A 25,776-nucleotide genomic window follows, 5' to 3' on the forward strand; every position below is an offset into this window, starting at 1 on the left:
ATTTCCTACTGTTTTGGAGAGGCAGCTGTCTGCAGATAGTGTTCTGCAACATCCAGCATTCGATTGGCAAAACCCCATTCGTTGTCGAACCAGGCCAGGATGTTCACCAGCCGTGGGCCGGAAACTCGAGTCTGACTGGCATCGACGATGGCCGAATGTGGGTCATGATTGAAATCACAACTGGCGTGAGGCAACTCGGTGTAGGCCAGAAGGCCCTTGAGCGGGCCGCTGGTGGCAGCCTCGCGCAGAATCCGGTTGACCTCGGTGGCGTCGGTGTCGCTCACGGTCTGCATCGTAATGTCGAGGCAAGACACGTTAACCGTCGGCACCCGCACGGCTTTGGCCTGAATTCTCCCGGCAAGTTCCGGTAACAGGCGTTCGATGCCACGCGCCAGACCAGTGGACACCGGAATCACCGACTGAAACGCCGAACGGGTACGCCGCAAGTCTTCGTGATGATAGGCGTCGATCACCGGCTGATCGTTCATCGCCGAGTGAATGGTGGTGATCGACACGTATTCCAGACCAATGGCCTGATCCAGCAGGCGCAACAGCGGCACGCCGCAGTTGGTGGTGCAGGACGCGTTGGACACCAGCAACTCATCACCGGTCAGGCAATCCTGGTTCACGCCATAGACGATGGTGGCGTCGACATCCGCCTCGCTGGCCATCGGCTGGGAAAACAGCACGCGCGGCGCACCGGCGTCGAGGAAACGCTGGCCGTCTTCACGAGTGTGGTAAGCGCCGGAGCACTCCAGCACCAGATCGACGCCCAGCGACGCCCAATCGATGCCTTCGGGGGTGGCACTGCGCAGGACCTTCACGCAGTCGCCATTAATATGCAGACAATCGCCCTCGACCTTCACTTCCCCGGGAAAACGCCCATGAGTGGAGTCGAAGCGTGTCAGGTACTCGATGCTGGCCATGTCAGCCAGATCGTTGATCGCAACAATTTCAAACCCGGCCTTATCGCCTCGCTCAAACAACGCACGCAAGACGCAACGACCAATCCGGCCGTAGCCGTTGAGTGCAACTTTGTAAGGACGCGGTTGAGGCATGGGGTTCTCGATTACCGTGGTGAATCCGTTATTGCAGTGTTGGTCGGACCGACGCCTTCGCGAGCAAGCCCGCTCCCACAGGAGAATGCATTCCAATGTGGGAGCGGGCTTGCTCGCGAAAGCGGCAGTCCAGACAAAGCAACTTCTGGATCAGTCTTCCAGCAGCTCTTCAGCCTGACCCAGGATGTTTTCCAGGGTGAAGCCGAACTCTTCGAACAAGGCTGGCGCAGGCGCCGACTCGCCGTAGGTGGTCATGCCGATCACGCGGCCTTCCAGGCCCACGTACTTGTACCAGTAGTCCGCATGCGCGGCTTCGATGGCGATACGGGCACTGACCTGCAATGGCAGAACCGCTTGCTTGTAGCCGGCGTCCTGAGCATCGAAAACGCTGGTGCAAGGCATCGAAACAACACGCACCTTACGACCTTGCTCGGTCAGCTTGTCGTAAGCCTGAACCGCCAGGCCGACTTCGGAACCGGTGGAGATCAGGATCAACTCAGGCTCGCCGTCGCAGTCCTTCAACACGTAACCGCCACGGGCGATGTCGGCGATCTGGAACGCATTGCGGGTTTGGTGCTGCAGGTTCTGACGCGAGAAGATCAGCGCCGAAGGGCCGTCCTTGCGTTCCAGAGCCAGTTTCCAGCACACCGCCGATTCAACGGCATCGGCTGGGCGCCAGGTGTCGAGGTTCGGCGTGCTGCGCAAGCTGGTCAGTTGCTCGATCGGCTGGTGAGTCGGGCCGTCTTCGCCCAGACCGATGGAGTCGTGGGTGTAGACGAACACGACACGCTGCTTCATCAGCGAGGCCATGCGCACGGCGTTGCGGGCATATTCCATGAACATCAGGAAGGTCGCGCCGTAAGGCACCAGACCGCCATGCAGGGTCACGCCGTTCATGATCGCGCTCATGCCGAACTCGCGAACGCCGTAGTACATGTAGTTGCCGCTGGCGTCTTCAGCCGAAACACCTTTGCAACCTTTCCACAGGGTCAGGTTGGAACCGGCCAGGTCAGCGGAGCCGCCCAGGAGTTCAGGCAACAGCGGGCCGTAAGCATTCAATGCGTTCTGGCTGGCTTTACGGCTGGCGATGGTTTCGCCTTTGGCCGCGACTTCAGCAATATAAGCAGAGGCTTTTTCAGCGAAGTCTTCCGGCAGTTCGCCGCTCAGACGACGAATCAGCTCGTTGGCCAACTCAGGGAAAGCAGCAGAATAGGCCGCGAAACGCTGATCCCATTCGGCTTCGGCCGCGCGACCGGTTTCCTTGGCGTCCCACTCGGCGTAGATGTCGGCCGGGATTTCGAACGGACCGTGGTTCCATTTCAGCGCAGCACGGGTCAGAGCGATTTCCGCGTCACCCAGTGGGGCGCCGTGGCAGTCTTCCTTGCCTTGCTTGTTCGGTGAACCGAAACCGATGGTGGTCTTGCAGCAGATCAGGGTTGGCTGATCGCTTTTGCGCGCAGTTTCGATCGCGATCTTGATCTCTTCAGGGTCGTGACCGTCAACGTTGCGGATGACCTGCCAGTTGTAGGCTTCGAAGCGCTTCGGCGTGTCGTCGGTGAACCAGCCTTCGACTTCGCCGTCGATGGAAATGCCGTTGTCGTCGTAGAAGGCGATCAGTTTGCCCAGGCCCAAAGTACCGGCCAGGGAGCCGACTTCGTGGGAAATGCCTTCCATCATGCAGCCATCACCCAGGAACACGTAGGTGTGGTGATCAACGACGTTGTGGCCAGGACGGTTGAACTGCGCCGCCAGGACTTTTTCTGCCAAGGCAAAACCAACGGCGTTGGCCAGGCCTTGGCCCAGTGGACCGGTGGTGGTTTCAACGCCTGGGGTGTAGCCGAATTCCGGGTGACCCGGGGTACGGCTGTGCAGCTGGCGGAAGTTCTTCAGGTCTTCGATCGACAGATCGTAGCCGGTCAGGTGCAGCAGCGAGTAGATCAACATCGAGCCGTGACCGTTGGACAGTACGAAGCGGTCACGGTCGGCGAACGATGGATTGCTCGGGTTGTGCTTCAGGTAGTCACGCCAAAGTACTTCGGCGATATCCGCCATACCCATAGGGGCACCGGGATGGCCGCTGTTGGCTTTTTGCACGGCATCCATGCTGAGGGCACGAATGGCGTTGGCACGCTCACGACGGCTGGGCATCGCTGTTCTCCTGGGGCTGAATAAAACGAAACGGAAAAAAGGCGAGCATTTTCCCTCACCCACCCGCCTCGGGGCAATGACAGATAGTCATCTGAGGGCGTTTTTCCGGTGGATAAAGTCGCATTCGCCTGATGAAACCTTTCCGCTGACGATTTGTAGAGTGACCCTTTCCCCGAGAAGTGCCATCTATCGAGCAATATCAAAACTTTTTGATATTGCCCTTGCGGTGTTTTCTGACCGTCACTAGACTGCTGGCCTTATGAATTTACGTGTGCCTTCCATTCGACATGACGATTGCGATGAGCTGGCGGCCCTGTGCAAGGCTGGCGGCGATCCTCTGCGGCTGAATGTATTGCGCGCGCTGGCCAACGATTCGTTTGGCGTACTGGAGCTGGCGCAGATCTTTGGCATCGGCCAGTCCGGCATGAGTCATCACCTCAAGGTATTGGCCCAGGCCGATCTGGTGGCGACGCGTCGTGAAGGCAACGCGATTTTCTACCGTCGCGCCCTGCCCCACACCGACCTGCTGGGTGGCAAGCTGCATGCCGCGCTACTGGAAGAAGTGGACAACCTGACCCTGCCTGCCGAGGTGCAGTCGCGGATCGGTCAGGTCCATGGGCAACGAGCGGCGGCCAGCCAGGACTTTTTCTCACGGGTCGCGGAGAAGTTTCGCGCCCAGCAAGACTTGATCGCCGGTCTGCCGCAATACCGCGAAAGCGTGGTGGCATTGCTCGACAAGCTGAGCTTCAGCGAAGGCGCCACGGCCATCGAAGTCGGCCCCGGAGATGGCGCATTTCTGCCGGAACTGGCGCGCCGCTTCACTCAGGTCACGGCGCTGGACAACAGCCCGGCGATGCTCGAACTGGCGCGCCAGGTTTGCGAACGTGAAACGCTAGCTAACGTCAGCCTGCAATTGGCCGATGCATTGAACGGTGTCCGCCTCAAGGCTGACTGCGTTGTACTGAACATGGTGCTGCACCATTTCGCCGCGCCGGCCGAAGCACTCAAGCACATGGCCAACTTGCTGCAACCGGGCGGTAGCCTGCTCGTGACAGAGTTATGTAGCCACAACCAGAGTTGGGCCAGGGAGGCCTGCGGTGATCTATGGTTGGGGTTTGAACAGGACGATCTGGCCCGTTGGGCCACCGCTGCGGGACTCGTTCCCGGGGAAAGCCTCTATGTAGGCTTACGTAATGGTTTCCAGATCCAGGTCCGCCATTTTCAGCGACCGGCTGGCGACACTCACCATCGGTAAATTCAGGAAAAAATCGAGATGAGCGAATACTCCCTCTTCACCTCCGAGTCTGTGTCCGAAGGGCATCCGGACAAAATCGCCGACCAGATTTCCGATGCGGTGCTGGACGCCATCATTGCTGAAGACAAATTCGCCCGTGTCGCGGTCGAGACCCTGGTAAAAACGGGCGTTGCAATCATCGCAGGTGAAGTCACCACGTCGGCCTGGGTCGACCTGGAAGAGATCGTGCGTAACGTGATTCTGGACATCGGCTACAACAGCTCCGATGTCGGCTTCGACGGTGCTACTTGCGGCGTGATGAACATCATTGGCAAGCAGTCTCCTGACATCAACCAGGGTGTCGACCGTGCCAAGCCTGAAGATCAAGGCGCCGGCGATCAGGGCCTGATGTTCGGCTATGCCAGCAACGAAACCGACGTGCTGATGCCAGCACCGATCACCTTCTCGCACCAACTCGTTCAGCGTCAGGCCGAAGCCCGTAAATCCGGCCTGCTGCCTTGGCTGCGCCCGGACGCCAAGTCGCAAGTGACTTGCCGTTACGAAGGCGGCAAGGTTGTCGGTATCGACGCTGTTGTACTGTCGACCCAGCACAACCCTGACGTGTCCTACAAAGACTTGCGCGAAGGCGTGATGGAGCTGATCGTCAAGCACGTACTGCCTGCCGAACTGCTGAGCAAAGACACCCAGTTCCACATCAACCCGACCGGCCAGTTCATCATCGGTGGCCCGGTTGGCGACTGCGGCCTGACCGGTCGCAAGATCATCGTTGACAGCTACGGCGGCATGGCCCGTCACGGCGGCGGCGCGTTCTCCGGTAAAGATCCATCGAAGGTTGACCGTTCGGCCGCCTACGCGGGTCGTTACGTGGCCAAGAACATCGTGGCGGCCGGCCTGGCCGAGCGTTGCGAGATTCAGGTTTCCTACGCGATTGGTGTTGCTCAGCCGACGTCGATCTCGTTGAACACCTTCGGCACCGGCAAGATCAGCGACGACAAAATCGTCAAACTGGTTCGCGAAGTGTTCGACCTGCGTCCATACGCAATCACCACCATGCTCGACCTGCTGCACCCGATGTACCAGGAAACCGCTGCGTACGGACACTTCGGTCGCACCCCGACTACCAAGACTGTGGGCGAAGACACTTTCACCACTTTCACCTGGGAAAAGACCGACCGCGCCGATTCCTTGCGCGCTGCTGCCGGCCTGTAAGACTTCCCTGGCGGTACCAAAAGCCCTGCACGGTTCGCCGCGCGGGGTTTTTTATTGTCTGTTTTCCCGAGGCCGACACAGGCTGAAAAACAGCCGGCCCTCTCATCCTGAAAATCCGTCCTAGCCTTCCAGCATTCCACTTGAGCAAGGACGCTCACGATGCCGCTCGACCTGCGCGTGTTTTTCGGCTTTCTACTGATAATTTTCTGCCTGGCCACCCACGCTGCCGAGTGCCCCGACTGGCCACCGGCACGCGCTCTGGACGAAATCACGTCACTGCAAAAACAAATCGACCTCTGGGACGACAGCTATCACCGGGGCGGCCGTTCATTGGTCGCCGATGAACTCTACGATCAGTCCCGTGCGCGACTGACCGAATGGCGCACTTGTTTCGACCTGGAGCAATCCGCGGAACCGCTACGTACCGCGGGCGGCAAGATGCCTCATCCCATCGCCCACACGGGCCTGGAAAAACTCCGCGATGGTCGCGCCGTCGAAGCCTGGCTAAAAGGACGGAGCGATGTCTGGATTCAGCCCAAGATCGACGGCGTGGCGGTGACGCTGATCTACCGCAAAGGCCTGCTGACTCAGGCAATCAGCCGCGGTGACGGAATAAACGGCCAGGACTGGACGGCTTCGGCGCGCCAGATCGCCGCCATCCCCCAACAATTGCCACAGCCGCTGGACCTGCTGCTGCAAGGCGAGCTCTATTGGCGCCTGAGCGACCATGTACAGGCCCGTGCCGGCAGCCTCAATGCACGCGCCACAGTGGCCGGTTTGATGGCCCGTAAGAAGTTGAACACAGAGCAAGCCGCCGGGATCGGTCTGTTTGTCTGGGACTGGCCCCAAGGCCCGGCCAGTTTGCCCGCCCGCGTCGCAGCCCTGGATGAGTTGGGTTTCCCGAGCACCGCACCTTACAGTCACTCGATCAAGGTATTTGCCGACGCTGAACGCTGGCGCAATCACTGGTATCGCTCGCCCCTGCCCTTCACCAGTGATGGCATCGTCCTGCGCCAGGATCAGCGCCCGCCCGCCGAGCACTGGCAGGCTAAACCGCCTTATTGGAGCGTCGCCTGGAAATACCCTTTTGCCCAGGCCCTGGCCGAGGTGCGCAAGGTCCATTTCAAGATTGGACGGACCGGACGGATCACCCCTGTGCTGGAACTGAAACCGGTAATGCTCGATGACCGGCAGATCAAGCGAGTCAGTGTGAGCTCACTGCAACGCTGGGAAGCACTTGATATCCAGGCCGGAGATCAGGTCGCCATCAGCCTGGCAGGCCTGACCATTCCAAGGTTAGACGGTGTCATGCTGCGCAGCACCCAACACGCTGAATTGAGCGTACCGCTGGCGGAGGACTTTCATCATTTGAGTTGCTGGCAGCCGACACCGGGGTGCGAAAGCCAATTCCTCGCCCGATTGACCTGGCTCAGCGGCAAGCAGGGCCTGGCGTTGCCACATGTCGGTCCTGGCACTTGGGAGAAACTTTTCGAAACAGGCCGTCTGAATGGCCTGCTGGATTGGTTAACCCTCGATGCTCAAGAGCTTGCTAACATTGACGGCTTCGGCGAACGCAGCAGCGCTCGTCTTTTGAAAAGTTTCAACAGTGCCCGACAACGCCCTTTCGCTCGCTGGCTCAAAGCCCTGGGTTTACCGCCGACCGGCCAGGCGCGGCTTGCCGATTCATGGCAGGAACTGGCACAACGAAACATCGAACAATGGCAGGCAGAAGCCGGCATCGGCCCGGGACGCGCAGCGCAATTGAGCGCATTTTTCCGCGACCCGCAGGTCCTGGCCTTGAGTGAAACATTACGTGGTGCAGGGATTGACGGTTTTTAGCGGCCGGCGATGCCCGCCGACCCGGGAACCCAATGGTTCCGCTGGGCTCAAACACCCCATCGCCACATCGACCTGATCGCTTTTTCACATGGAGCTTTTATGAAACTTCTTTCACCGCTCGCCCTGTTGACCCTTTGCAGCGTGCTGGCCGCTCCACTGATGGCCGCCGAAGAAGCTCCGGGCCTGACCGGCTGCGCCGCAAAGAAGCAGGGCATCATCAACCAGATTGAACTGGCCAAGTCTCACGGCAACGCCGATCAACAGGCAGGCCTTGAAACGGCCCTGAGCGAAGTCACGGCTCAATGCACCGACGCTTCCCTGAAGAAGGAACGGGAGAACAAGGTGCTCGACGCCAAGCACGAAGTCAGCAAGCGTCAGGGTGACCTCGACAAGGCCATGAAGAAAGGCGACGCCGAGAAAATCAACAAGCGCAAAGACAAACTCGCCGAGTCCCGCAAGGAATTGCAGGACGCACTCGATGAGCTGGATAAGTAAGGATCAGTTCAGGACTCAATGATCCCGAAACTCTTTATGGCAGGCACTGCAGGCATCTTCGACCTTCTGCACCGCCGGCCCCAGGTTACTGGCCTTGTAAGGCTGAACCTTGCTGGCAATCACCAATTCACCGGTGGCGACTTCAAGGGAGCGGGCCATGTCCTGGAAGTGTTCCTGTTTCTGCCAGACATCGCTCTTGGCGCTGGTGTGATCTTCTTCGCGCACTTGAGGAAAATGTTTCCACGGTTCACGGGACAAGGCATCGAGTTTCACGGCACCGTCAGCGAATTTCGGACCGTCAAACGGGATGCGACCACGCAACATGCCGCCCAGGTCTTCGCCGGTCTTGAGCATTTGCTTGAAGATCGCCTTGCGCTGGCCCAGCGGCGAGTTGGGATCGACACCACCGCAGGCGGACAACGCCAGGCAGGCAAGCAATACAACAGAAAGTCTTTTAAGAGTCATGGTGGCTTCAGGTCACGGGAAACGGCGGCCAGTATCCTCGCGTCATAGGCAAAGACCAATAGCCCTATTATCATTACGGGTTGTTTGAGCGCATGGAGCACTCAGGCAACCGACAAAGGAATTACTCCATGAACAGCCGTTTCAAGGCATGGCGTCACAACCTCGCCTGGACCCTTCCGATGGTGGCCGTGCTGGCGGGCTGCACCGGTGGCGACAACAACACACCGAAAACCCACGCCCTGGCGACCTACTCCAGCGCCACGTGGGAAGCACTTCCGACGGTGTCCGACAACGACCTGGTCGCCGGCTTCGGTTCGTGGCGCAGCGCCTGCACTCGACTCAAAGCCGACCCGGTGTGGGGCTCGACGTGTGCGGCTGCCGCCAAAGTACCGCAAACCGCCAGCGACATTCGCGGCTTCCTCAAGCAGAACCTCGACGTCTACGGCCTGCGCGCCGCCAATGACAATCCCAACGGTTTGATCACCGGCTATTACGAGCCGGTCTACCCCGGCAGCCTGACCCAGACCGATGTGGCAAACATCCCGGTGTACGGTGTGCCCGAGGACATGATCATCGTCTCTCTGGACAGCATTTATCCGGAACTCAAAGGCAAACGCCTGCGCGGACGACTCGAAGGTCGCGTGCTCAAGCCTTACGACGATGCGGCCACGATTGAAACCAAAGGGGTCAAGGCACCGGTTGTTGCCTGGCTGACCGACCCGATGAACCTGCAATTCCTGCAAATCCAGGGTTCAGGTCGTATCCAGCTCGATGATGGCCGCCAGTTGCGCATTGCATATGCCGATCAAAACGGTCACCCGTATCGACCGATCGGCCGCTGGCTGGTGGACCAGGGCGAGCTGAAAAAAGAAGACGTGACCATGGGCGCCATCAGCCATTGGGCCAAGGCCAATCCGACGCGCATCCCGGAACTGCTGGGCAGCAACCCCAGCTACGTGTTCTTCACCCGCAACCCGGACAGCAACGAAGGGCCTCGCGGCTCGCTGAACGTTCCGCTGACCGCAGGCTATAGCGCGGCGGTGGATCGCAAAGTGATTCCGCTGGGAAGTCTGTTGTGGTTGTCGACCACCAAACCGGACGGTACCGCACTGGTACGCCCGGTCGCCGCTCAGGACACCGGCGGCGCAATTGCCGGCGAAGTCCGTGCGGACCTGTTCTGGGGCACCGGCGAGGCGGCCGGGCAATTGGCGGGAGACATGAAACAGCAGGGGCAAATCTGGATGCTCTGGCCTAAAGGTGCAGCCCTGCCTCAAGTGCCTCAGGTGACCGACAAGCTTTAAAGTCAAAAGATCGCTGGCATCGCCAGCGATCTTTTGAGCTTGCTCTTAAACAGAAACCACAAAGAAACTGACGATCAACCCCATCCCCACCAACCACATCAGCGATCGCAAAATAGCCCAGTCCGCCAAGTAGCAAATGATGTAAAGCAGCCGACTGGTGATGAACAACACCGACAGCACATTGATCGTCACCAGTTCGGCATTGCCGGCCAGATGCGCGACGATCACCGCCGCCGCGAACGCGGGAGTCACTTCAAAACTGTTCAGATGCGCCGCATACGCGCGTCGGCCAAAACCATTCAGCGACTCGAGAAAGTCACGGGGGTCATGGTTGTCTTTCGGCCTGAACCCGCCACTGACCCTGGCGATGCCCGTGCAAATATAGGGCAGGAAAATCGCGATCAAAATGCACCACAGAGCAACCGTCATAACGCAATCCCTTCTTCAAGTTTCAAGAGTCGAGTTCCAGTCAGAACTTCATTACCAGCATGCCGATCAGCACCAGCCCACAGGCTAAGAGCCGTGGCCTGCCGAAAGGTTCTTTCAGGTAGCGCATGCCGAACAACACCACCAGAATCACGCTGATCTCGCGCAATGCCGCCGCCTCGGCAATCGAGCCCAGCTGCATGGCCCACAGCACCAGAGCGTAGCTGAACAACACACAAAACCCGACCGCCAACCCCAGCCGCCACTGCTCACGCCAGAACAACATGAAGGCCGGTCGCTTACGCACCAGCGCCAGTAACGGGAACGGCCAGGCACTGAGCAACGTGACCCACACCAGGTAATCCAGCGGATGCGACCAGCGCCGCAATGCCTGGCCATCGATGAAGGTGTAGCAGCCGATGCACAGGCCGATCAACGCCACCACCGGCAGCATCGACCACGGCAATCGCGCACCGCCGCCGCCCTGCCAGAGCAGGCACAGCATGCCGAACGGGATGAGTAGAATTCCGAAGATCTGCTGGTTCGTCAGCACCTCCCCGGCAAAGATCAGCGTCAGTGCCAGCACCACCAGCGGCGACAAACCACGCATCAGCGGATAGACCAGCCCGAGATCACCGACCCTATAGGCCTGTATCAGCAAATAGCGATAGAGCAATTCAAATGCCGCCGACGTCAGAATCCACGGCCAGATGTCCAGGGGTGGCAACGCCACGAACGGCAGCATCAGTGCGACAAACAGCATTGCAACGCTGTCCATGCAGGCCACCACCAGCAGCCGTTCCGCACTGAATTTGATCAGGGTATTCCACGCCGCGTGCAACAGCGCCGCTACTAACACCAGTGCTGTCGCAAGCACGGCACACTCCTTTTTGTTGACCGTCCCCTCCCATGCTCCTTTCTACATGAAGCGGGGGAGATAATTGATTCGCCATATGTCAGCAGCTGTTTATACTGCAAGCGACTACGCCGCACTCAGTTGCGCACAGACTAATTCCAATAAATTTTTGCCACCGCCCGCGCTCGTCGAGAACAGGCGTCGGCATGCGTATGCCTGATCAGAGCGTCAAGACTACCGACAGAGACCTTGCGCATGCCACTCGCCTTGCTTGCCCTCGCTGTTGCCGCGTTCGGCATCGGCACCACTGAATTCGTCATCATGGGCTTGCTGCCCGATGTCGCCCGCGACCTCGCCGTGAGCATTCCCCACGCGGGCCTGTTGATCACCGGCTACGCCCTGGGCGTGGTGTTCGGTGCGCCGATCCTCGCGATCGGCACCGCCAACATGCCGCGCAAAGCCACGCTGCTGGGCATGACCCTGATGTTCATCCTCGGCAACATTCTTTGCGCATTGGCGCCGAACTACGCCACGCTGATGGCCGCACGAGTGATCACCGCGCTCTGCCATGGCGCGTTCTTCGGCATCGGTTCGGTGGTTGCCGCCGGTTTGGTGGCACCTAACAAACGCGCCCAGGCGATTGCCATGATGTTCACCGGCCTGACCCTGGCCAACGTGCTGGGCGTGCCTTTGGGCACCGCGCTCGGGCAATACGCCGGCTGGCGCTCGACGTTCTGGGCGGTGTCGGTAATCGGCGTGATTGCCGCGATCGCGCAGTGGGTCTGGTTGCCGAAGGACATCGCCATGGACAAAGCCAACCTCGCCAGCGAGTTCAAAGTACTGGGCAAGGTCAACGTGTTGTTGGCGCTGGGCATGAGCGTGCTGGCATCGACCAGCCTGTTCAGCGTCTTCACTTACATTGCCCCCATCCTGCAAGACATCACCGGTGTCAGCCCGCATGGCGTGACCATCATGCTGCTGCTATTCGGGGTCGGCTTGACCGCGGGCAGCATGCTCGGTGGTCGCCTGGCTGACAGTCGATTGCTGCCGTCGCTGGTGGGTATGGCACTGGCCGTGCTGGTTGTGCTGGCCGCGTTCACACAGACCAGTCACTCAGTGATCCCGGCAGCGATCACGCTGGTGTTGTGGGGCATCTTCGCCTTTGCCCTGTGCCCGATTTTGCAACTGCTGATCATCGATCAGGCCCATGAAGCGCCGAATCTGGGCTCAACGTTGAACCAGAGCGCGTTCAACCTCGGCAACGCGGCCGGTGCGTGGATTGGTGGACTGGTCGTCGCCAGTGGTGCGGACCTGGCGGACTTGCCGTGGACCGGCGCACTGGTCAGCGGGTTGACGGTACTGACGGCACTTTCCTACATTTATCTGCAACGTCGCAGTGCTGCTGCGGTTAATGTGTCCGGCTGAATAACTGCATTGCCCATGACATTGCCTTCGCGAGCAAGCCCGCGAAGAAGTTGACGCGGCGGGTACTGGCCCTCGCCCTGCCGCTGGGCCCGGAGCGAGACTTGCTTCTGAGCATCACCTACATCGTGGTGCTGTCGTCGATCCTGTTGCAGGGCTTGAGCATTGGCAAACTGGTCAAGCACGTGACCAAGGACGAGCCTGCGCCAGCGGCACAGGCCGATCATCACTGATCATTTTAGGGTGTTCTGCGGGTCGGGCTCCTGGCCTTGATCCGTAGACTTCTTCGGCGGCCCGCTCTCGCTGCGAATTTGCGCATGACTGATCAGCGCGAAGATGAAGCTGCCGCCGATGATGTTCCCCGCCAGCGTCGGCCCGGCGAACACCAGCCAGAAATCCTTCCACGGCAACTCGCCGGCAAACACCAGATACGAGACCTCAGCGGACCCGACCACGATGTGGGTGAAATCCCCCAACGCCATGAGGTAGGTGATGAGGATGATGATCCACATCTTCGCGCTCTCCATGGACGGAATCATCCAGACCATGGTGGCGATCATCCAGCCCGACACAATGCCTTTGGCGAACATCTGGCTGGCGTCGTTCTCCATGATCTTGCGCCCGATATCGAGGAAGGCCAGGTCGGTCTTGCTGTCGAAAATCGGCAGATTCAGCATCACATACGCCACCAGCAACGTGCCGCAGAGGTTGCCCACCAGCACCACCGACCACAGGCGTAGCAATCGACCGAAATTGTTCAGTGTGGGTTTGGTCATGATCGGCAGCACAGCCGTCAGGGTGTTCTCGGTGAACAACTGCTGACGGGCGAGGATCACCGCGAGAAAGCCTGCGCAGTAACCGAAACTGGCGATCACCTTGAAGCCTTCGCCGTCCGGCAGACGGGAATTGAGCAGCCCCATGGCCATCAGCGACAGCCCCATGGTCAGGCCGGCGGCCAGCGCCGACCACCACAAGGCGGCGACGCTGCGTTCGAGCTCCTGATCGCCCTGGGTGCGGATGATTTCGTGCAACACCGCCGCCCGCGGTGGCTGGCTCCTGTCGACGTCGTGCTGTTCTTCAGGCGAGAGGTTCGGGGTCTTGCCGTCTTTTTGCGTGTCCATAAAGCTCCGGAACCGGTGGCGTGTCATGTAGGTACGACACGCAGGGTTCGGAGCTGTTCACTGACCCGTTAAAACATCATCGACTGTTACACCGCTTTCGCGAGCAAGCCCGCTCCCACCCTTAATCTCAGTCGTTCACAGGAACAGTGTTCGCTGAAGATCCAATGTGGGAGCGGGCTTGCTCGCGAAGGGCGCGCCGCCGATATCACTCGCTGGCGATATCATCCTTGAACTGGTCTTTGACGTACTTGATCTCGGTTTGACCGTGTGCCGCAGGCAAACCGTCTTCACCCAGATTGACGAAAACAATCTTCTCCACCGTCAGAATGCTTTTGCGGGTGATCTTGTTACGCACTTCGCACTTCAAGGTGATTGAGGTGCGACCGAACTCGGTGGCGGTGATGCCCAGTTCGATGATGTCGCCCTGGCGCGAGGCGCTGACGAAGTTGATCTCGGAAATGTACTTGGTGACCACACGCTGATTGCCCAGTTGGACGATGGCGTAGATCGCCGCTTCTTCGTCGAGCCAGCGCAACAGGCTGCCGCCGAACAGCGTGCCGTTGGGGTTGAGGTCTTCGGGTTTTACCCATTTGCGGGTGTGGAAATTCATATTCACTCCTGAGCGTCTTGCCGAATGATGGTGGGCATCATGGCAGAGCCCGACCTAGAGCTCTATCAGGCATCGACTATGGTCTCGATTACCGTTCAGACATTGACCAACAGAAACGCTTTGGAAGTATCGCTCACACGGCTATAATCGCCTCCGTTTCAAAACGGTCATCTTCGGTTGATACCGTTTTCCCGCCACCTGTCCGAGGGGCGCTGCAGCAGGTTCGACCTGTCAGGCTCGGATGGGGCGTTGCTTGACCGTTATCGGTCAAACACTAAACGCACAACGGCGCCCATTCGCATACATTACGAATGGAGGCTCATCATGAGCGCTGTTATCACGCCTGCAGATTTTAACGATTACAAAGTTGCCGACATGTCCCTGGCTGCCTGGGGCCGTCGCGAAACCATCATCGCCGAATCCGAAATGCCAGCCCTGATGGGTCTGCGCCGCAAGTACGCCGGTGAGCAGCCGCTCAAAGGCGCGAAAATCCTCGGCTGCATCCACATGACCATTCAGACTGCCGTGCTGATCGAAACCCTGGTTGCCCTGGGTGCCGAAGTGCGCTGGTCGTCCTGCAACATTTTCTCGACTCAGGACCAGGCCGCTGCCGCTATCGCCGCTGCCGGTATCGCGGTTTACGCCTGGAAAGGCGAAACCGAAGAAGAGTACGAGTGGTGCCTGGAGCAAACCATCCTCAAAGATGGCGCGCCTTGGGATGCCAACATGATCCTCGACGACGGCGGCGACCTGACCGAGCTGCTGCACAAGAAATACCCGGCCATCCTGGACCGCGTCCACGGCGTTACCGAAGAAACCACCACGGGCGTTCACCGCTTGCTGGACATGCTGGCCAAGGGCGAGCTGAAAATCCCGGCCATCAACGTCAACGACTCGGTAACCAAGAGCAAGAACGACAACAAGTACGGCTGCCGTCACAGCCTCAACGATGCGATCAAGCGTGGTACCGACCACCTGTTGTCCGGCAAGCAAGCGCTGGTCATCGGTTACGGTGACGTGGGCAAGGGTTCGGCCCAGTCCCTGCGTCAGGAAGGCATGATCGTTAAAGTCTCCGAAGTCGATCCGATCTGCGCCATGCAAGCTTGCATGGACGGTTACGAGCTGGTTTCACCGTTCATCGACGGTATCAACAACGGCACCGAAGCAAGCATCGACAAAGCGCTGCTGGGCAAGATCGACCTGATCGTGACCACCACCGGTAACGTCAACGTTTGCGACGCAAACATGCTCAAAGCCCTGAAGAAGCGCGCTGTTGTCTGCAACATCGGCCACTTCGACAACGAAATCGACACGGCTTTCATGCGCAAGAACTGGGCATGGGAAGAAGTGAAGCCACAGGTTCACAAAATCCACCGTACCGGTCCTGGCGCGTTCGACGCCCAGAACGACGACTACCTGATCCTGCTGGCCGAAGGCCGTCTGGTTAACCTGGGTAACGCAACTGGCCACCCAAGCCGCATCATGGACGGTTCGTTCGCCAATCAGGTTCTGGCGCAAATCTTCCTGTTCGGCCAGAAGTACGCCGACCTGTCGCCAGCCCAGAAAGCCGAGCGCCTGACCGTTGAAGTGCTGCCGAAGAAACTCGACGAAGAAGTGGCCCTGGAAATGGTCCGCGGTTTCGGCGGCGTGGTGACTCAACTGACCAAGACCCAGGCCGACTACATCGGCGTGACCGTTGAAGGTCCGTTCAAGCCGCACGCTTACCGCTACTGATTGGACCCGGCGGGCTTTGCGCCCGCCGATCCTGACCAGGCGGACCGGCCATCACCGGCCCGCCTTTTGCGATTGCAAAGGGTATTCCCATGTCCGAAGACCGTCGCTACAGCTTTGAGTTCTTCCCTACGAAGACCGACGCTGGGCATGAAAAACTGATCGCCACTGCCCGTCATCTGGCGACCTACAATCCTGACTTCTTCTCCTGCACCTACGGCGCTGGCGGTTCGACACGTGATCGCACCCTCAACACCGTGTTGCAGCTCGAAAGCGAAGTCAAAGTACCTGCCGCACCGCATTTGTCCTGCGTTGGCGACAGCAAGGACGACTTGCGCGGCCTGCTGACCCAATACAAGGCAGCCGGCATCACCCGTATCGTTGCCCTGCGCGGTGACCTGCCTTCCGGCATGGGCATGGCCAGTGGTGAAATGCGCCACGCCAATGACCTGGTTGAATTCATTCGTGAAGAAACCGGCGATCATTTCCACATCGAAGTCGCCGCCTATCCGGAAATGCACCCGCAAGCGCGCAATTTCGAAGACGATCTGACCAACTTCGTGCGCAAGGCCAACGCTGGCGCCGACAGTGCGATCACCCAGTACTTCTTCAACGCCGACAGCTACTTCTACTTCGTCGAGCGTGTACGGGCGATGGGCGTGAACATCCCGATTGTTCCGGGGATCATGCCGATCACCAACTACAGCAAGCTGGCGCGCTTCTCCGATGCCTGCGGTGCGGAAATCCCGCGCTGGATCCGCAAGCAGCTGGAAGCCTACGGCGACGACACCTCAAGCATTCAGCGTTTCGGTGAACAGGTTATTACTGAAATGTGTGAACGTTTGTTGCAGGGCGGAGCACCGGGTTTGCATTTCTATACCCTGAACCAGGCCGAAGCGAGCCTGGCCGTGTGGAACAATCTGAAGCTACCGCGCTGATAGACTCCACGCCTCATCCCAAGGCCCTCTTCTGAGGGCCTTTTATATTCAAAAGACCCAGGGAATGTTGTTCTCAATGATGACTGAGTCCTCACCACGCCCTCAACTGGTTTATTTGGTTTTCGGCTCCCAGACGTACCACCAGGAAGCCGTGTTCAGCATCGCGAGTGCCTTGGCCTGGCTGCGTGAAACGCCCCACTCAGCGCTCGACATCCAGGTTTTCAGTGACAACCCGCAGCCCTACGAGCACCTGCCGGTACGAGTGCGCCCCCTTGACGAGCCTACTCGTCGCCGCTGGAACGAACCCCATGGCTATCACTTTCGAGCCAAGCATGTGGCGTTGCGCAAGGTGCTTGAGGAGTCGGAAGTCGCATTGCTGATCGACACTGACACGTTCTTCCATTGTTCACCCGTCGAACTGTTCAATCGCGTGCAACCCGGCACTCTGCTGTGCAACGACTACTACACCCAATACGGCACCAATAAGGAGAACGTGCTCTACAGTGCGCTGTCGAGTACGCTTTTGAACAAAGGCCTGGCTGACGATCAGATGATGCTGCTCAACTCCGGCGTGATCGGGTTGCACCAGCAGGACGCACAGGTGCTCGATCACTCCATTGCCTTGATCGACGAATTGTTTCCTATGGCACAGGGGGCTTATACCCTTGAAGAGTTCTGCCTGTCGGTCGCGGCCTATCGCACGATGCAGATCAATAAGTGCCCGGACCTGATCCATCACTACTGGAGCCGCAAGCAGTTGTTCAGGGCCAAGGTTAAAGCCTGGCTCGTCAAACACGCCAAGAACCCGACCAGTCAGGCAGCATTGGACGATACTCGCCGCGTGTCAGCTCATCTGCCACGACCGCCATGGGCCCAGCGAATGCTCTACAAACTCATCACCCTGGCACTGCCCAAACATCTGCGTCAGTTCATCCGCGAGATCCTCTATGGCTGCTATGAACACCACAATGAGTTCGACAAGGCCTGTGGGCCGGTGTGGTGGGACAAGGCGCTGCAAAACCAGGAAGAGCGCCTCGGCAAGCCGGTCACTCAGCACTTGCTCGAACGCTGGTTCGACAGGGAATTGGTACGACTGATCCTGGGCGGTCGACGCAAAGCTATCCACGACCACTTGCTCAATTCGGCCGATAAATAGAGGCCTGCGCGCAATCTATCTCAAGGACAACGCTAAACATGCTCGCCCGAGCTTCTCATTAGGCCCTGAGAGTACTAACCTCAGGCCATGCCCGTTATTGCCCAGTTGCTGACAGTTCTGCTTTTTACTTGCCTGAGCTTCGCCGCTCGGGGCGAGAAGCTGCGCATTGTCACCGAGCCCTGGGCACCTTACGTGTATGAGGAAAACGGCAAATCCCTGGGACTGGACTACGAAACCACCGCCATCGTCTTCAAACGCCTGGGCATCGAAGTGGAATGGCAGTTCCTGCCGTGGAAACGCTGCCTGTCGATGCTCGAAACGGGCCAGGCAGACGGCGCGCTGGACATCTTCCACAGCGATGAGCGCGACGCCACCCTGCTCTACCCGGGCGAGCCGCTCTCTGAAGTGGAGTTCGTGATGTTCTACGCCAATGAGCGGCCCCGCCCTTTTCGCACCCTGGCCGACCTGAAAGGGCTGACCATAGGCACCTCCCCAGGCTATCTGTACAGCCAGGACTTTCGTGAATCGACCCTGTTCACTCACGAACCGGCGCCGACCCATGAAGCCAATTTCGGCAAACTGGTGCGCGGGCGGATCGACCTGCTCATCACTGATCGCCGGGTCGGACAGCACTTGCTCGACGAATTGGGCATCCGCGACAAGATTACCGAAAACCCGACCGTCATCAGCCACCAGAGCCAGTTTCTGGCAGTGCGCCGCAACGCCGGCATGGACTTGTTGGTGCAGCGCTTCGGCGCCGAACTCAGACGCTTCAAGCGCGAGCCCGCGTACGCTGAACTGAGCGCCCGTTATGGCGCCGACCCGGCGGCCGAGGTAAAAACCACCAGAGCCACCGCCGCCAGCGGAAAAACCGTTGAGCAGCAGGAAATCGGCGCGCAGTGATTGCTCTGTTATACTCCGGCCTTCCCGCCAGGCTCACGCCCGGACGCTCGGACTTGTTCAAGGCATCTCGACCCCGCTACAGCGCAGCTTTTCAGCCCGCGCGAGCACTCCAGATGAGCCTTCTTGGCCCAGCAGGACCGGACGGGATTGCGTTCCTCTTAAACGCCATTCGCGCCAGGCAAGACTCCCATTGGGCCAAGCCCTAACTAAAACAGGATTACTCATGTCCTTTGCTTCCCTCGGTCTCTCCGAGGCTTTAGTCCGCGCCATCGAGGCAGCGGGCTATACCGAGCCTACTCCGGTGCAACAGCGGGCCATTCCCGCCGTGTTGCAAGGTCGCGACCTGATGGTCGCGGCTCAGACAGGTACTGGTAAAACCGGCGGCTTCGCCCTTCCGATTCTGGAGCGGTTGTTCCCCAACGGTCACCCGGACAAATCCCAGCGTCACGGCCCGCGCCAACCGCGCGTACTGGTCCTGACCCCAACCCGCGAACTCGCGGCTCAAGTACACGAGAGCTTCAAGGTCTATGCCCGTGACCTGAAGTTCGTCAGCGCCTGCATCTTCGGCGGCGTCGGCATGAACCCACAGGTTCAGGCCATGTCCCGCGGTGTTGACGTGCTGGTGGCCTGCCCCGGCCGCCTGCTCGACCTCGCCGGCCAAGGCAGCGTCGATTTGTCCCACGTGGAAATCCTCGTGCTGGACGAAGCCGACCGCATGCTGGACATGGGCTTCGTCCATGACGTGAAAAAGGTCCTGGCCCGTCTGCCGAGCAAACGTCAGAACCTGCTGTTCTCGGCAACTTTCTCCAAAGACATCACCGACCTCGCCGGCAAGCTGCTGCACAACCCGGAACGCATCGAAGTCACGCCACCGAACACCACGGTCGAGCGTATCGAACAGCGCGTATTCCGCCTGGCCGCCAGCCACAAGCGTTCGTTGCTGGCGCACTTGATCACCGCAGGTGCCTGGGAACAGGTGTTGGTGTTCACCCGCACCAAGCACGGCGCCAACCGTCTGGCCGAATACCTGGACAAACACGGCCTGAGCGCCGTTGCGATCCACGGTAACAAGAGCCAGAACGCTCGCACCAAAGCCCTGGCCGACTTCAAGGCCGGCGAAGTGCGCATCCTGGTCGCCACCGACATCGCCGCTCGCGGCCTGGACATCGATCAGTTGCCACACGTGGTCAACTTCGAACTGCCAAACGTCGACGAAGACTACGTTCACCGTATCGGCCGTACCGGCCGTGCCGGTCGTTCAGGCGAAGCGATCTCGCTGGTCGCACCGGATGAAGAAAAGCTGCTGAAAAGCATCGAGCGCATGACCAAGCAGAAGATTGCCGACGGCAACCTGATGGGCTTCGATTCCAGCGCTGTAGAAGCCGAGAAACCAGAAGTCCGCGAGCGTCCGGATGTGCGTAACCCGCGCAACCCACGTGGCCCGCGCGGCGACGGTCCGAACGGCACCGGCGGTGGCGGCGGGCGTAAAGACAAAGGCAAGGACAAGGGCGGCAAGGAAAAACCTGCAGCCACTGGCCGCGGTGATCGCCCGGCGCGTGAACACAAGCCACGCGAAGGCACTCCGGCTCGCGAGCAACAGCGTCCAGCGCCACGCGCTGCTGCTGCGGACCGTGCTCCGGACGAGTTCCTGGACGACGATATCGATAACTTCGGTAACCGCGTCGACTACGTTCCTCAAGCCAAACCGGCTCAGGGCCGTGGTCGCCGTCCGGGTGCTCCGGCACAAGGCGCCGCATCTGGCGCAGGTGCAGGTGCAGGTGCTCCGCGCACTGGCGGCGGCAAGCCTCAGGGTCGTCAAAGCGGTCCACGCAGCAGCGATGGCGCCACCACCGGCACCCCGCCGGCCAAGCGCAGCGGCCCACGCAACGGTGCTCCACGTGACGGCCAGGCCCGTCGCGAAGAGTCCCGCAACCGTCGCCCGGCTCGTACCGACGACCAGCCGCGTTCGGAGCCGGCCGTGCAAAACCCGCGCGGCCCGGCACCGAAGATCATTCACAAGGAGTCGAAAACCGATCGTTTCCCGACTCCTGAGCAACTTGATCAACTGCCAGGCCGTCCGCGCGGCGAGAAACCAGCGTTGCTGACCCGCAATCGCTGATTTAACGCAGCCATAAAAAATGCCCCTGATCGCGAGATCAGGGGCATTTTTTTTCTGCGTAGCGGCCCTGAAGTCAAGCGCAAATACCGGATTCACCAAAGAACAAATGTGGGAGCGGGCTTGCTCGCGAAAGCGGTTGAACATTCAACATTGATGGCGACTGACCCACCGCTTTCGCGAGCAAGCCCGCTCCCACACTTGATCTCATCGCCTGTGCGTATTGCGCCAGGCAATAAAAAACGCCCCCGATCGCAAGATCGGGGGCGTTTTTGTTTTAGCAGCGAAAGTTACTTCGCTTTCACACCTTCAAACGTAACGTACAGCTCGACCGCGTCGGACTGTGGGCCCAGGTCTTTCTGCTTGCCGAAATCGGAGCGTTTGAGGTTGGTAGTGCCTTCGAAGCCGGCACGGTAGCCGCCCCATGGATCCTTGCCTTCACCCAGGAAAGTGGCCTTGACCACGATTGGCTTGGTCACGCCAGCAATGGTCAGGTCCCCGTTCACATCCGCAGTGTCTTTGCCAGCGGCGTTTTTGCCGGTGGATTTGACGCTGGTGGAAACAAACGTCGCTTTAGCGAATGTGCTCGCGTTCAGGAAATCGCCGCTGGCGATGTGCTTGTCGCGCTCGGCGTTGTTGGTGAACACGCTGGCGGTGTTCACGTTGAACTCGATCTTGCTGTCTTCTGGCTTGGCAGCGTCGAAGCTGAACTTGCCGTCGATATCCTTGAAGGTACCGGTGATGAAGCTGTAGCCCAGGTGGCTGATCTTGAAGTCAACGAAGGCGTGCTGGCCTTCCTTGTCGACGACGTAGTCAGCCGCCATCACATTGGCGGACAGCAGAGCAGAACCGATTGCCAGAGCGGCGAGAGTCTTTTTCAACATGCTTTCTATTCCTTTGGAGTCGAGGTTGAGCTTCAAGCTTTGCGGCCCAGCATTCGCGTCAGGGTCGCATCACGATCGATAAAGTGGTGCTTCAATGCTGCCAACGCATGGAGGCCGGAAAAAATGACCAGCACCCACGCCAGATACAGATGAATCACACCGGCGGTGTCTGCCTGATCCGGTAGTCCGGAAATCAATGCAGGAACTTCAAACAGGCCAAACACCGGAATCCCGACACCTTCTGCGGTGGAAATCAGGTAACCGGCAATCATCACAGCAAACAGACTGAGATACAGGAACGAATGGCCGAACTTGGCGCCAATGCGCGTCATGCGGCTATAGCTTTCAAGCGTGGGTGGTGGTGGGCTGATGTAACGCCACAGCACCCGTAGAACCATGACGGCTAACAACACCAGGCCAATGCTCTTGTGCAAGTCGGGCGCGTCTTTGCGCCAGACGCTGTAGTAGTCGAGACCGACCATCCACAAACCCAACGCAAACAGACCGAAGACCACCAGCGCCACGCCCCAGTGCATGAAAATGCTGACCCAACCGTAGCGCGAAGAAGAATTACGTAGCTGCATTACCCAAATCCTGTGAGAACTGCGACCAAGACTATCGAGTTATCTATCGATTTAAAGCGGAAAATTTCGCTTTGAAATATCGAGAAATACGATAAAGAGTCTGAAATAGGGGAGTTAAGGAAAGATTAAAGGCGCCAAATTGTGAAAAAAAGTGAATACAAACCAATGAACACCTGTAGCAAAAGGTTTATTCGATTTTCTGCTCAGGTTTTTTTCCGGTAAAAAAAGCGCGGCCCTTGAGCCGCGCTTTTTTGCCGGAACGCTACTGAGCCTTGATCTCCGAAGTCGGTGCCGGTCTGGTCGCTGGCGTCTTCGCCGGTTCAGTTTTTTTCGCCGGAGCTTTGGCCGGTGTATTCTTGGCAGCCTCAGCCTTCACCGATCCAGAGCACACGACTGCTGCCGTTTCGTTTTCTGTTTCACGCCAACCAGCGATGATTTTTTTAGCCAAGCGACAAATATGTATAGCCATTTCCGTATTTGAACCTGATTCCATGAGGGCTCTACAACTCATTAGGTAAGGAAAAAATATGGCTACTACACAATTTCAAGCAAGTGGTTCTCCGGTGCTGCCTCCCAATCAATCGATGTCGCCGGGCCAGTATCTCATGTCTCCAAACAGTCGATTTCGATTGGTATTGCAAGCTGATGGAAATTTAGTCATCACGGATAATGGCGCTATAGTCTGGATTGCAGATGGCAATCAGATTTATAGCAGAACCTTGTATCAGAAAAAAATGCGTGAGCCTCTGCGGTTTGTGATCAGCAATAGTGGTTTTCTTTATGATCCGTTCAGAAGGCGTTTATGGATCGCTGAAAGCACTCACAGTATTGATAAATCGCTTTGGCACAACGCTTGTATGGCTATTCAAGATGATGGGAATCTGGTCATTTACGATCAGCGCACGGGAAATCTGTGCTGGGCTCGCTTTGGATTTGTCCCTGGTCGTATTCCAAAGCCAAGCGAGCATTTTGTCAAAGTGCTACCGACGGGCACAAAGATTTATGAATGGAAGTTCTCATTAGGTCCACTCTAATTATGATATATGCCTTATTTGTCTAAGGACCTTTGAATACTGGAGGCGGCTGTAAGCAATCAGGGCTGTACGGATCTATATCGCATTTATAGGCCAGTTCATGGTTATATCCTTTAGGAAAAAAATGGCCATTTGCACAGCCAGCAAGTGCGATCAATACAATCATTACTGTAAGTGCTTTCATATGACCTCCAGTTTTTTGAAGAGCATAAAACTCAACGTCAGGCGTTATCTATCATTTGCTTCTGATTGCTTTGTGGGAAGTATCTGAGATATCACCGAGGCGTGTAGGACCGGGATCATGGATTGTGCGACTCCTGGCAACTACACAGGCAAAACCGGGACGTCTCACGCTTGATAAATGGTCAAAAAAAAGCGCGGCCCTTGAGCCGCGCTTTTTTTACGCCTGAACGTTACTGAGCATTGGTCTCAGTAGTCGCCGCCGGTTTGGCTGCTGGTTTCTTCGCCGGCTCAGTTTTTTTCACCGGAGCCTTGGCCGAGGCTTTTTTCGCCTCGGTCTTGGCTGCCGGTTTCTTCGCCGGAGTTTTGGCCGGGGCTTTTTTAGCGGGTTCGGCTTTCACCGGTGCCGCTGGTTTCGGCGCTTCGACTGGCGCTGGCGCTGGGGCCGGCTCAGGTGTTGGAGCCGGTGCCGGAGCAACCGGAGCCACTGGCTCTGGCGCCTTGACCGGTGCCGGTTTGTCGTCAGAACCACCGAACAGGTTGCTGAAGAAGTTACCTTTCTTCGCTGCCACCGCGCCGGCCGCCGCAACGGTCGCTGCCGGAACAACTTTCGCCGGTTCAAACGACTTGCCGGCCGCCAGGTCTTCTACCTGACTGGCTGCCCGCTGACCGGTGCGCAATGCACCTTCCAGCGTGCCCGGGTACAACGTGTCGGTGTGTTCGCCAGCAAAGGCTACACGCTGAATCGGACGTTCCCACAGACGCCAGTACTTGCTGATCTGGCCAGGGCCGAACGCCAGGTAAGCGCCGCCCATCGATGGGTCGGTGCTGTAACGGCGGATTTCGTAACCGGTGAACGAACCGCGCGCCAGTGGATAAAAGGCGTGCAGACGGATCAACACCTGATCGACCATCTGCTTGTCGCCGAAAGCCTGCATCACGCGCGCGTTGTCGCCGGACAGGTTGATCACCACATTGGCGCCGCCCTTCAGTGCCGGCTCAACCCACAACATGCCCAGACCGGCGTTGCTGTAGATCTCGCCGGTCATCCGCGCCTTGCTTTCCCACACTGGCGTCTTGAACTTCAGCATGATCTGGTCGCGCCAACCGTAGTTGGTGCCCTTGATCGCGCCCATGTGCTGGGCATCCAGCGACGGAGTCATCTGGATCTTGTTCAGGGCGCGCAATGGCACGGCCACGACGACGTAGTCAGCCTGATAGCCAACGCTGCCGACTTTGACGGTCACGCCGTCCTTGTCTTGGGTGATCGCCGAGACCGGGGAGCTGGTCTTGATGGTTTTCAGTTGTTTGACGAAGGCCTGTGCCAGCACCGGGCTGCCACCGAGCAGACGCGAAGCACGCAGGTCACGGTCGGCAACTCCACGGTAAACGCGGCTTTGCTGTGCGAAGTACAACAGCGACAGGCGCGATGGTTCGTCATAACGGGTACGAATCTGCTGATTCACCAACTGACGAGCCGTGGCCGGCAGATTCAGACGGTCGAGCCAGTTGGCCACGTTAATCTGGTCCAGCGCGAACAGCGTGCTGTTGGCCGCCGGGTTCTGCGGGTCTTCGATCGAGCGCGCCAGATCGTCCAGGGTCTTTTCGTAGCGCTTGAGCGCGTCGCTGGTGGCCGGCTGCTTGGTTGCCAGATCGGCGGCAGTGAAATACTCACCGTCAATCAGGTAGCCCGGGGTCCGCACGAACTCAGGGGCCGGCGTGGTGCTCAGCTTGAAGGTCGATACGTACTTGTTCAGAACCGGTTGGGTCTTGTCGTTGCCGATCCACTCACTGGTGGCCATGCCGGAGCGACCGCCCATGCTCGGCTTGGCTTCCAGCAGGGTCACCTGCCAGCCCTTGTTTTGCAGTTCGTAAGCCGCGGTGAGGCCAGACAGCCCTCCGCCGATCACGATCGCCGTTTTATCCTTGGCCAGCGCAGACACGCTGAACAGCCCCAACATCACCAGCGCACAGGCGCGCAGCCAACCAGCAGACATTCAGCGAACTCCGGAAATACACGTAGGAAATAGCGGTTTTACGAGTCA

At 58.7% G+C, this 25,776-nt stretch carries 23 protein-coding genes, 1 pseudogene and 1 riboswitch; of the genes and pseudogenes, 13 read left to right on the forward strand and 11 right to left on the reverse strand.

What is annotated here, in order from left to right:
- Positions 1-5: 5 nt before the first annotated feature.
- Both epd and tkt read right to left on the reverse strand, forming a co-directional pair.
- A complete protein-coding gene (gene epd, locus FQ187_RS02425; RefSeq protein ID WP_149628271.1) occupies positions 6-1,058 on the reverse strand; it encodes an erythrose-4-phosphate dehydrogenase in 1,053 nt (350 codons plus the stop codon).
- A gap of 150 nt (positions 1,059-1,208) precedes the next feature.
- Entirely contained in the window at positions 1,209-3,206 is a 1,998-nt protein-coding gene (gene tkt / locus FQ187_RS02430) for a transketolase (protein WP_149628272.1), read from the reverse strand.
- Between the two features lie 259 nt (positions 3,207-3,465).
- Between tkt and FQ187_RS02435 the strand changes: the two genes are divergently transcribed.
- The 4 genes from FQ187_RS02435 (at position 3,466) to FQ187_RS02450 (ending at position 8,004) form a co-directional block, all read left to right on the forward strand.
- Entirely contained in the window at positions 3,466-4,461 is a 996-nt protein-coding gene (locus FQ187_RS02435; protein ID WP_149628273.1) for a metalloregulator ArsR/SmtB family transcription factor, read from the forward strand.
- 18 nt (positions 4,462-4,479) lie between these two features.
- Complete coding sequence (metK, locus tag FQ187_RS02440) at positions 4,480-5,670, forward strand: methionine adenosyltransferase (protein WP_056739024.1); 1,191 nt, start codon at positions 4,480-4,482, stop codon at positions 5,668-5,670.
- Between the two features lie 159 nt (positions 5,671-5,829).
- Positions 5,830-7,509, forward strand: coding sequence for an NAD-dependent DNA ligase LigB (gene ligB / locus FQ187_RS02445; RefSeq protein WP_149628274.1), 1,680 nt, complete (start codon positions 5,830-5,832; stop codon positions 7,507-7,509).
- A 99-nt stretch (positions 7,510-7,608) separates the two neighbouring features.
- Positions 7,609-8,004, forward strand: coding sequence for a DUF1090 domain-containing protein (locus FQ187_RS02450; RefSeq protein WP_149628275.1), 396 nt, complete (start codon positions 7,609-7,611; stop codon positions 8,002-8,004).
- A gap of 15 nt (positions 8,005-8,019) precedes the next feature.
- Here FQ187_RS02450 and FQ187_RS02455 read toward each other — a convergent pair whose 3' ends face one another.
- Positions 8,020-8,469 carry a cytochrome c gene (locus FQ187_RS02455; RefSeq protein WP_149628276.1) on the reverse strand — a complete coding sequence of 150 codons (450 nt, stop codon included), beginning with the start codon at positions 8,467-8,469 and terminating at the stop codon, positions 8,020-8,022.
- 128 nt (positions 8,470-8,597) lie between these two features.
- Between FQ187_RS02455 and FQ187_RS02460 the strand changes: the two genes are divergently transcribed.
- Positions 8,598-9,770, forward strand: coding sequence for a murein transglycosylase A (locus FQ187_RS02460; RefSeq protein WP_149628277.1), 1,173 nt, complete (start codon positions 8,598-8,600; stop codon positions 9,768-9,770).
- 45 nt (positions 9,771-9,815) lie between these two features.
- Here the strand turns inward: FQ187_RS02460 and FQ187_RS02465 are convergent, their stop codons facing one another.
- Together FQ187_RS02465 and FQ187_RS02470 are read right to left on the reverse strand one after the other, a co-directional pair.
- Positions 9,816-10,199 (reverse strand): MAPEG family protein, encoded by a 384-nt coding sequence (locus tag FQ187_RS02465; RefSeq protein WP_129440417.1) that lies wholly within the window; start codon positions 10,197-10,199, stop codon positions 9,816-9,818.
- A 40-nt stretch (positions 10,200-10,239) separates the two neighbouring features.
- On the reverse strand, positions 10,240-11,073 hold the full coding sequence (locus FQ187_RS02470) for an EamA family transporter (protein WP_149628278.1): 834 nt from the start codon (positions 11,071-11,073) through the stop codon (positions 10,240-10,242).
- A gap of 234 nt (positions 11,074-11,307) precedes the next feature.
- Here FQ187_RS02470 and FQ187_RS02475 point away from each other — a divergent pair, with 234 nt between their 5' ends.
- On the forward strand, positions 11,308-12,477 hold the full coding sequence (locus FQ187_RS02475; protein WP_149628279.1) for an MFS transporter: 1,170 nt from the start codon (positions 11,308-11,310) through the stop codon (positions 12,475-12,477).
- A 65-nt stretch (positions 12,478-12,542) separates the two neighbouring features.
- Positions 12,543-12,707, forward strand: a pseudogene (locus tag FQ187_RS02480) (sodium:proton antiporter); the annotation flags it as partial.
- On the opposite strand, the gene FQ187_RS02485 reads toward FQ187_RS02480, so the two are convergent.
- Together FQ187_RS02485 and FQ187_RS02490 are read right to left on the reverse strand one after the other, a co-directional pair.
- Positions 12,708-13,595 (reverse strand): formate/nitrite transporter family protein, encoded by an 888-nt coding sequence (locus FQ187_RS02485; RefSeq protein ID WP_149628280.1) that lies wholly within the window; start codon positions 13,593-13,595, stop codon positions 12,708-12,710.
- Positions 13,596-13,800: 205 nt separating this feature from the next.
- Complete coding sequence (locus FQ187_RS02490; RefSeq protein WP_134420628.1) at positions 13,801-14,205, reverse strand: acyl-CoA thioesterase; 405 nt, start codon at positions 14,203-14,205, stop codon at positions 13,801-13,803.
- Between the two features lie 198 nt (positions 14,206-14,403).
- Positions 14,404-14,506, forward strand: a riboswitch (S-adenosyl-L-homocysteine riboswitch).
- Positions 14,507-14,529: 23 nt separating this feature from the next.
- On the opposite strand from FQ187_RS02490, the gene ahcY reads away from it, so the two are divergent.
- The 5 genes from ahcY to FQ187_RS02515 all read left to right on the forward strand — a co-directional run bounded on the left by ahcY (position 14,530) and on the right by FQ187_RS02515 (position 21,052).
- The gene (ahcY, locus tag FQ187_RS02495) at positions 14,530-15,939 is read left to right on the forward strand and encodes an adenosylhomocysteinase (protein ID WP_077747242.1); all 1,410 of its coding nucleotides are present in this window, start codon (positions 14,530-14,532) and stop codon (positions 15,937-15,939) included.
- An 89-nt stretch (positions 15,940-16,028) separates the two neighbouring features.
- Positions 16,029-16,874 carry a methylenetetrahydrofolate reductase [NAD(P)H] gene (metF, locus tag FQ187_RS02500; protein WP_149628281.1) on the forward strand — a complete coding sequence of 282 codons (846 nt, stop codon included), beginning with the start codon at positions 16,029-16,031 and terminating at the stop codon, positions 16,872-16,874.
- A 79-nt stretch (positions 16,875-16,953) separates the two neighbouring features.
- The gene (locus FQ187_RS02505; RefSeq protein ID WP_149628372.1) at positions 16,954-18,030 is read left to right on the forward strand and encodes a hypothetical protein; all 1,077 of its coding nucleotides are present in this window, start codon (positions 16,954-16,956) and stop codon (positions 18,028-18,030) included.
- 87 nt (positions 18,031-18,117) lie between these two features.
- Positions 18,118-18,933, forward strand: a complete 816-nt coding sequence (locus FQ187_RS02510; protein ID WP_149628282.1) for an ABC transporter substrate-binding protein — start codon at positions 18,118-18,120, stop codon at positions 18,931-18,933.
- A 223-nt stretch (positions 18,934-19,156) separates the two neighbouring features.
- The gene (locus tag FQ187_RS02515) at positions 19,157-21,052 is read left to right on the forward strand and encodes a DEAD/DEAH box helicase (protein WP_149628283.1); all 1,896 of its coding nucleotides are present in this window, start codon (positions 19,157-19,159) and stop codon (positions 21,050-21,052) included.
- 287 nt (positions 21,053-21,339) lie between these two features.
- Here the strand turns inward: FQ187_RS02515 and FQ187_RS02520 are convergent, their stop codons facing one another.
- The 3 genes from FQ187_RS02520 to FQ187_RS02530 all read right to left on the reverse strand — a co-directional run bounded on the left by FQ187_RS02520 (position 21,340) and on the right by FQ187_RS02530 (position 23,010).
- Positions 21,340-21,933: a YceI family protein gene (locus FQ187_RS02520; protein WP_149628284.1), complete on the reverse strand. Its 594-nt coding sequence runs from the start codon at positions 21,931-21,933 to the stop codon at positions 21,340-21,342.
- 32 nt (positions 21,934-21,965) lie between these two features.
- The gene (locus FQ187_RS02525; protein ID WP_149628285.1) at positions 21,966-22,517 is read right to left on the reverse strand and encodes a cytochrome b; all 552 of its coding nucleotides are present in this window, start codon (positions 22,515-22,517) and stop codon (positions 21,966-21,968) included.
- Between the two features lie 262 nt (positions 22,518-22,779).
- A complete protein-coding gene (locus tag FQ187_RS02530; RefSeq protein ID WP_149628286.1) occupies positions 22,780-23,010 on the reverse strand; it encodes a hypothetical protein in 231 nt (76 codons plus the stop codon).
- Between the two features lie 34 nt (positions 23,011-23,044).
- Here FQ187_RS02530 and FQ187_RS02535 point away from each other — a divergent pair, with 34 nt between their 5' ends.
- Positions 23,045-23,551, forward strand: a complete 507-nt coding sequence (locus tag FQ187_RS02535; RefSeq protein WP_149628287.1) for a hypothetical protein — start codon at positions 23,045-23,047, stop codon at positions 23,549-23,551.
- Positions 23,552-23,964: 413 nt separating this feature from the next.
- Here the strand turns inward: FQ187_RS02535 and FQ187_RS02540 are convergent, their stop codons facing one another.
- Positions 23,965-25,728 (reverse strand): FAD-dependent oxidoreductase, encoded by a 1,764-nt coding sequence (locus FQ187_RS02540; protein ID WP_149628288.1) that lies wholly within the window; start codon positions 25,726-25,728, stop codon positions 23,965-23,967.
- Positions 25,729-25,776 lie beyond the last annotated feature (48 nt).

It is taken from the genome of Pseudomonas sp. ANT_J28 (genome assembly GCF_008370005.1).
GTDB lineage: Bacteria > Pseudomonadota > Gammaproteobacteria > Pseudomonadales > Pseudomonadaceae > Aquipseudomonas > Aquipseudomonas frigoris.

Bases quoted from the DNA above. Each gene is read 5' to 3' on its own strand.
- epd (WP_149628271.1), bottom strand. From the start codon at position 1,058: ATGCCTCAACCGCGTCCTTACAAAGTTGCACTCAACGGCTACGGCCGG.
- tkt (WP_149628272.1), bottom strand. From the start codon at position 3,206: ATGCCCAGCCGTCGTGAGCGTGCCAACGCCATTCGTGCCCTCAGCATG.
- FQ187_RS02435 (WP_149628273.1), top strand. From the start codon at position 3,466: ATGAATTTACGTGTGCCTTCCATTCGACATGACGATTGCGATGAGCTG.
- metK (WP_056739024.1), top strand. From the start codon at position 4,480: ATGAGCGAATACTCCCTCTTCACCTCCGAGTCTGTGTCCGAAGGGCAT.
- ligB (WP_149628274.1), top strand. From the start codon at position 5,830: ATGCCGCTCGACCTGCGCGTGTTTTTCGGCTTTCTACTGATAATTTTC.
- FQ187_RS02450 (WP_149628275.1), top strand. From the start codon at position 7,609: ATGAAACTTCTTTCACCGCTCGCCCTGTTGACCCTTTGCAGCGTGCTG.
- FQ187_RS02455 (WP_149628276.1), bottom strand. From the start codon at position 8,469: ATGACTCTTAAAAGACTTTCTGTTGTATTGCTTGCCTGCCTGGCGTTG.
- FQ187_RS02460 (WP_149628277.1), top strand. From the start codon at position 8,598: ATGAACAGCCGTTTCAAGGCATGGCGTCACAACCTCGCCTGGACCCTT.
- FQ187_RS02465 (WP_129440417.1), bottom strand. From the start codon at position 10,199: ATGACGGTTGCTCTGTGGTGCATTTTGATCGCGATTTTCCTGCCCTAT.
- FQ187_RS02475 (WP_149628279.1), top strand. From the start codon at position 11,308: ATGCCACTCGCCTTGCTTGCCCTCGCTGTTGCCGCGTTCGGCATCGGC.
- FQ187_RS02485 (WP_149628280.1), bottom strand. From the start codon at position 13,595: ATGGACACGCAAAAAGACGGCAAGACCCCGAACCTCTCGCCTGAAGAA.
- FQ187_RS02490 (WP_134420628.1), bottom strand. From the start codon at position 14,205: ATGAATTTCCACACCCGCAAATGGGTAAAACCCGAAGACCTCAACCCC.
- ahcY (WP_077747242.1), top strand. From the start codon at position 14,530: ATGAGCGCTGTTATCACGCCTGCAGATTTTAACGATTACAAAGTTGCC.
- metF (WP_149628281.1), top strand. From the start codon at position 16,029: ATGTCCGAAGACCGTCGCTACAGCTTTGAGTTCTTCCCTACGAAGACC.
- FQ187_RS02505 (WP_149628372.1), top strand. From the start codon at position 16,954: ATGACTGAGTCCTCACCACGCCCTCAACTGGTTTATTTGGTTTTCGGC.
- FQ187_RS02510 (WP_149628282.1), top strand. From the start codon at position 18,118: ATGCCCGTTATTGCCCAGTTGCTGACAGTTCTGCTTTTTACTTGCCTG.
- FQ187_RS02515 (WP_149628283.1), top strand. From the start codon at position 19,157: ATGTCCTTTGCTTCCCTCGGTCTCTCCGAGGCTTTAGTCCGCGCCATC.
- FQ187_RS02520 (WP_149628284.1), bottom strand. From the start codon at position 21,933: ATGTTGAAAAAGACTCTCGCCGCTCTGGCAATCGGTTCTGCTCTGCTG.
- FQ187_RS02525 (WP_149628285.1), bottom strand. From the start codon at position 22,517: ATGCAGCTACGTAATTCTTCTTCGCGCTACGGTTGGGTCAGCATTTTC.
- FQ187_RS02530 (WP_149628286.1), bottom strand. From the start codon at position 23,010: ATGGAATCAGGTTCAAATACGGAAATGGCTATACATATTTGTCGCTTG.
- FQ187_RS02535 (WP_149628287.1), top strand. From the start codon at position 23,045: ATGGCTACTACACAATTTCAAGCAAGTGGTTCTCCGGTGCTGCCTCCC.
- FQ187_RS02540 (WP_149628288.1), bottom strand. From the start codon at position 25,728: ATGTCTGCTGGTTGGCTGCGCGCCTGTGCGCTGGTGATGTTGGGGCTG.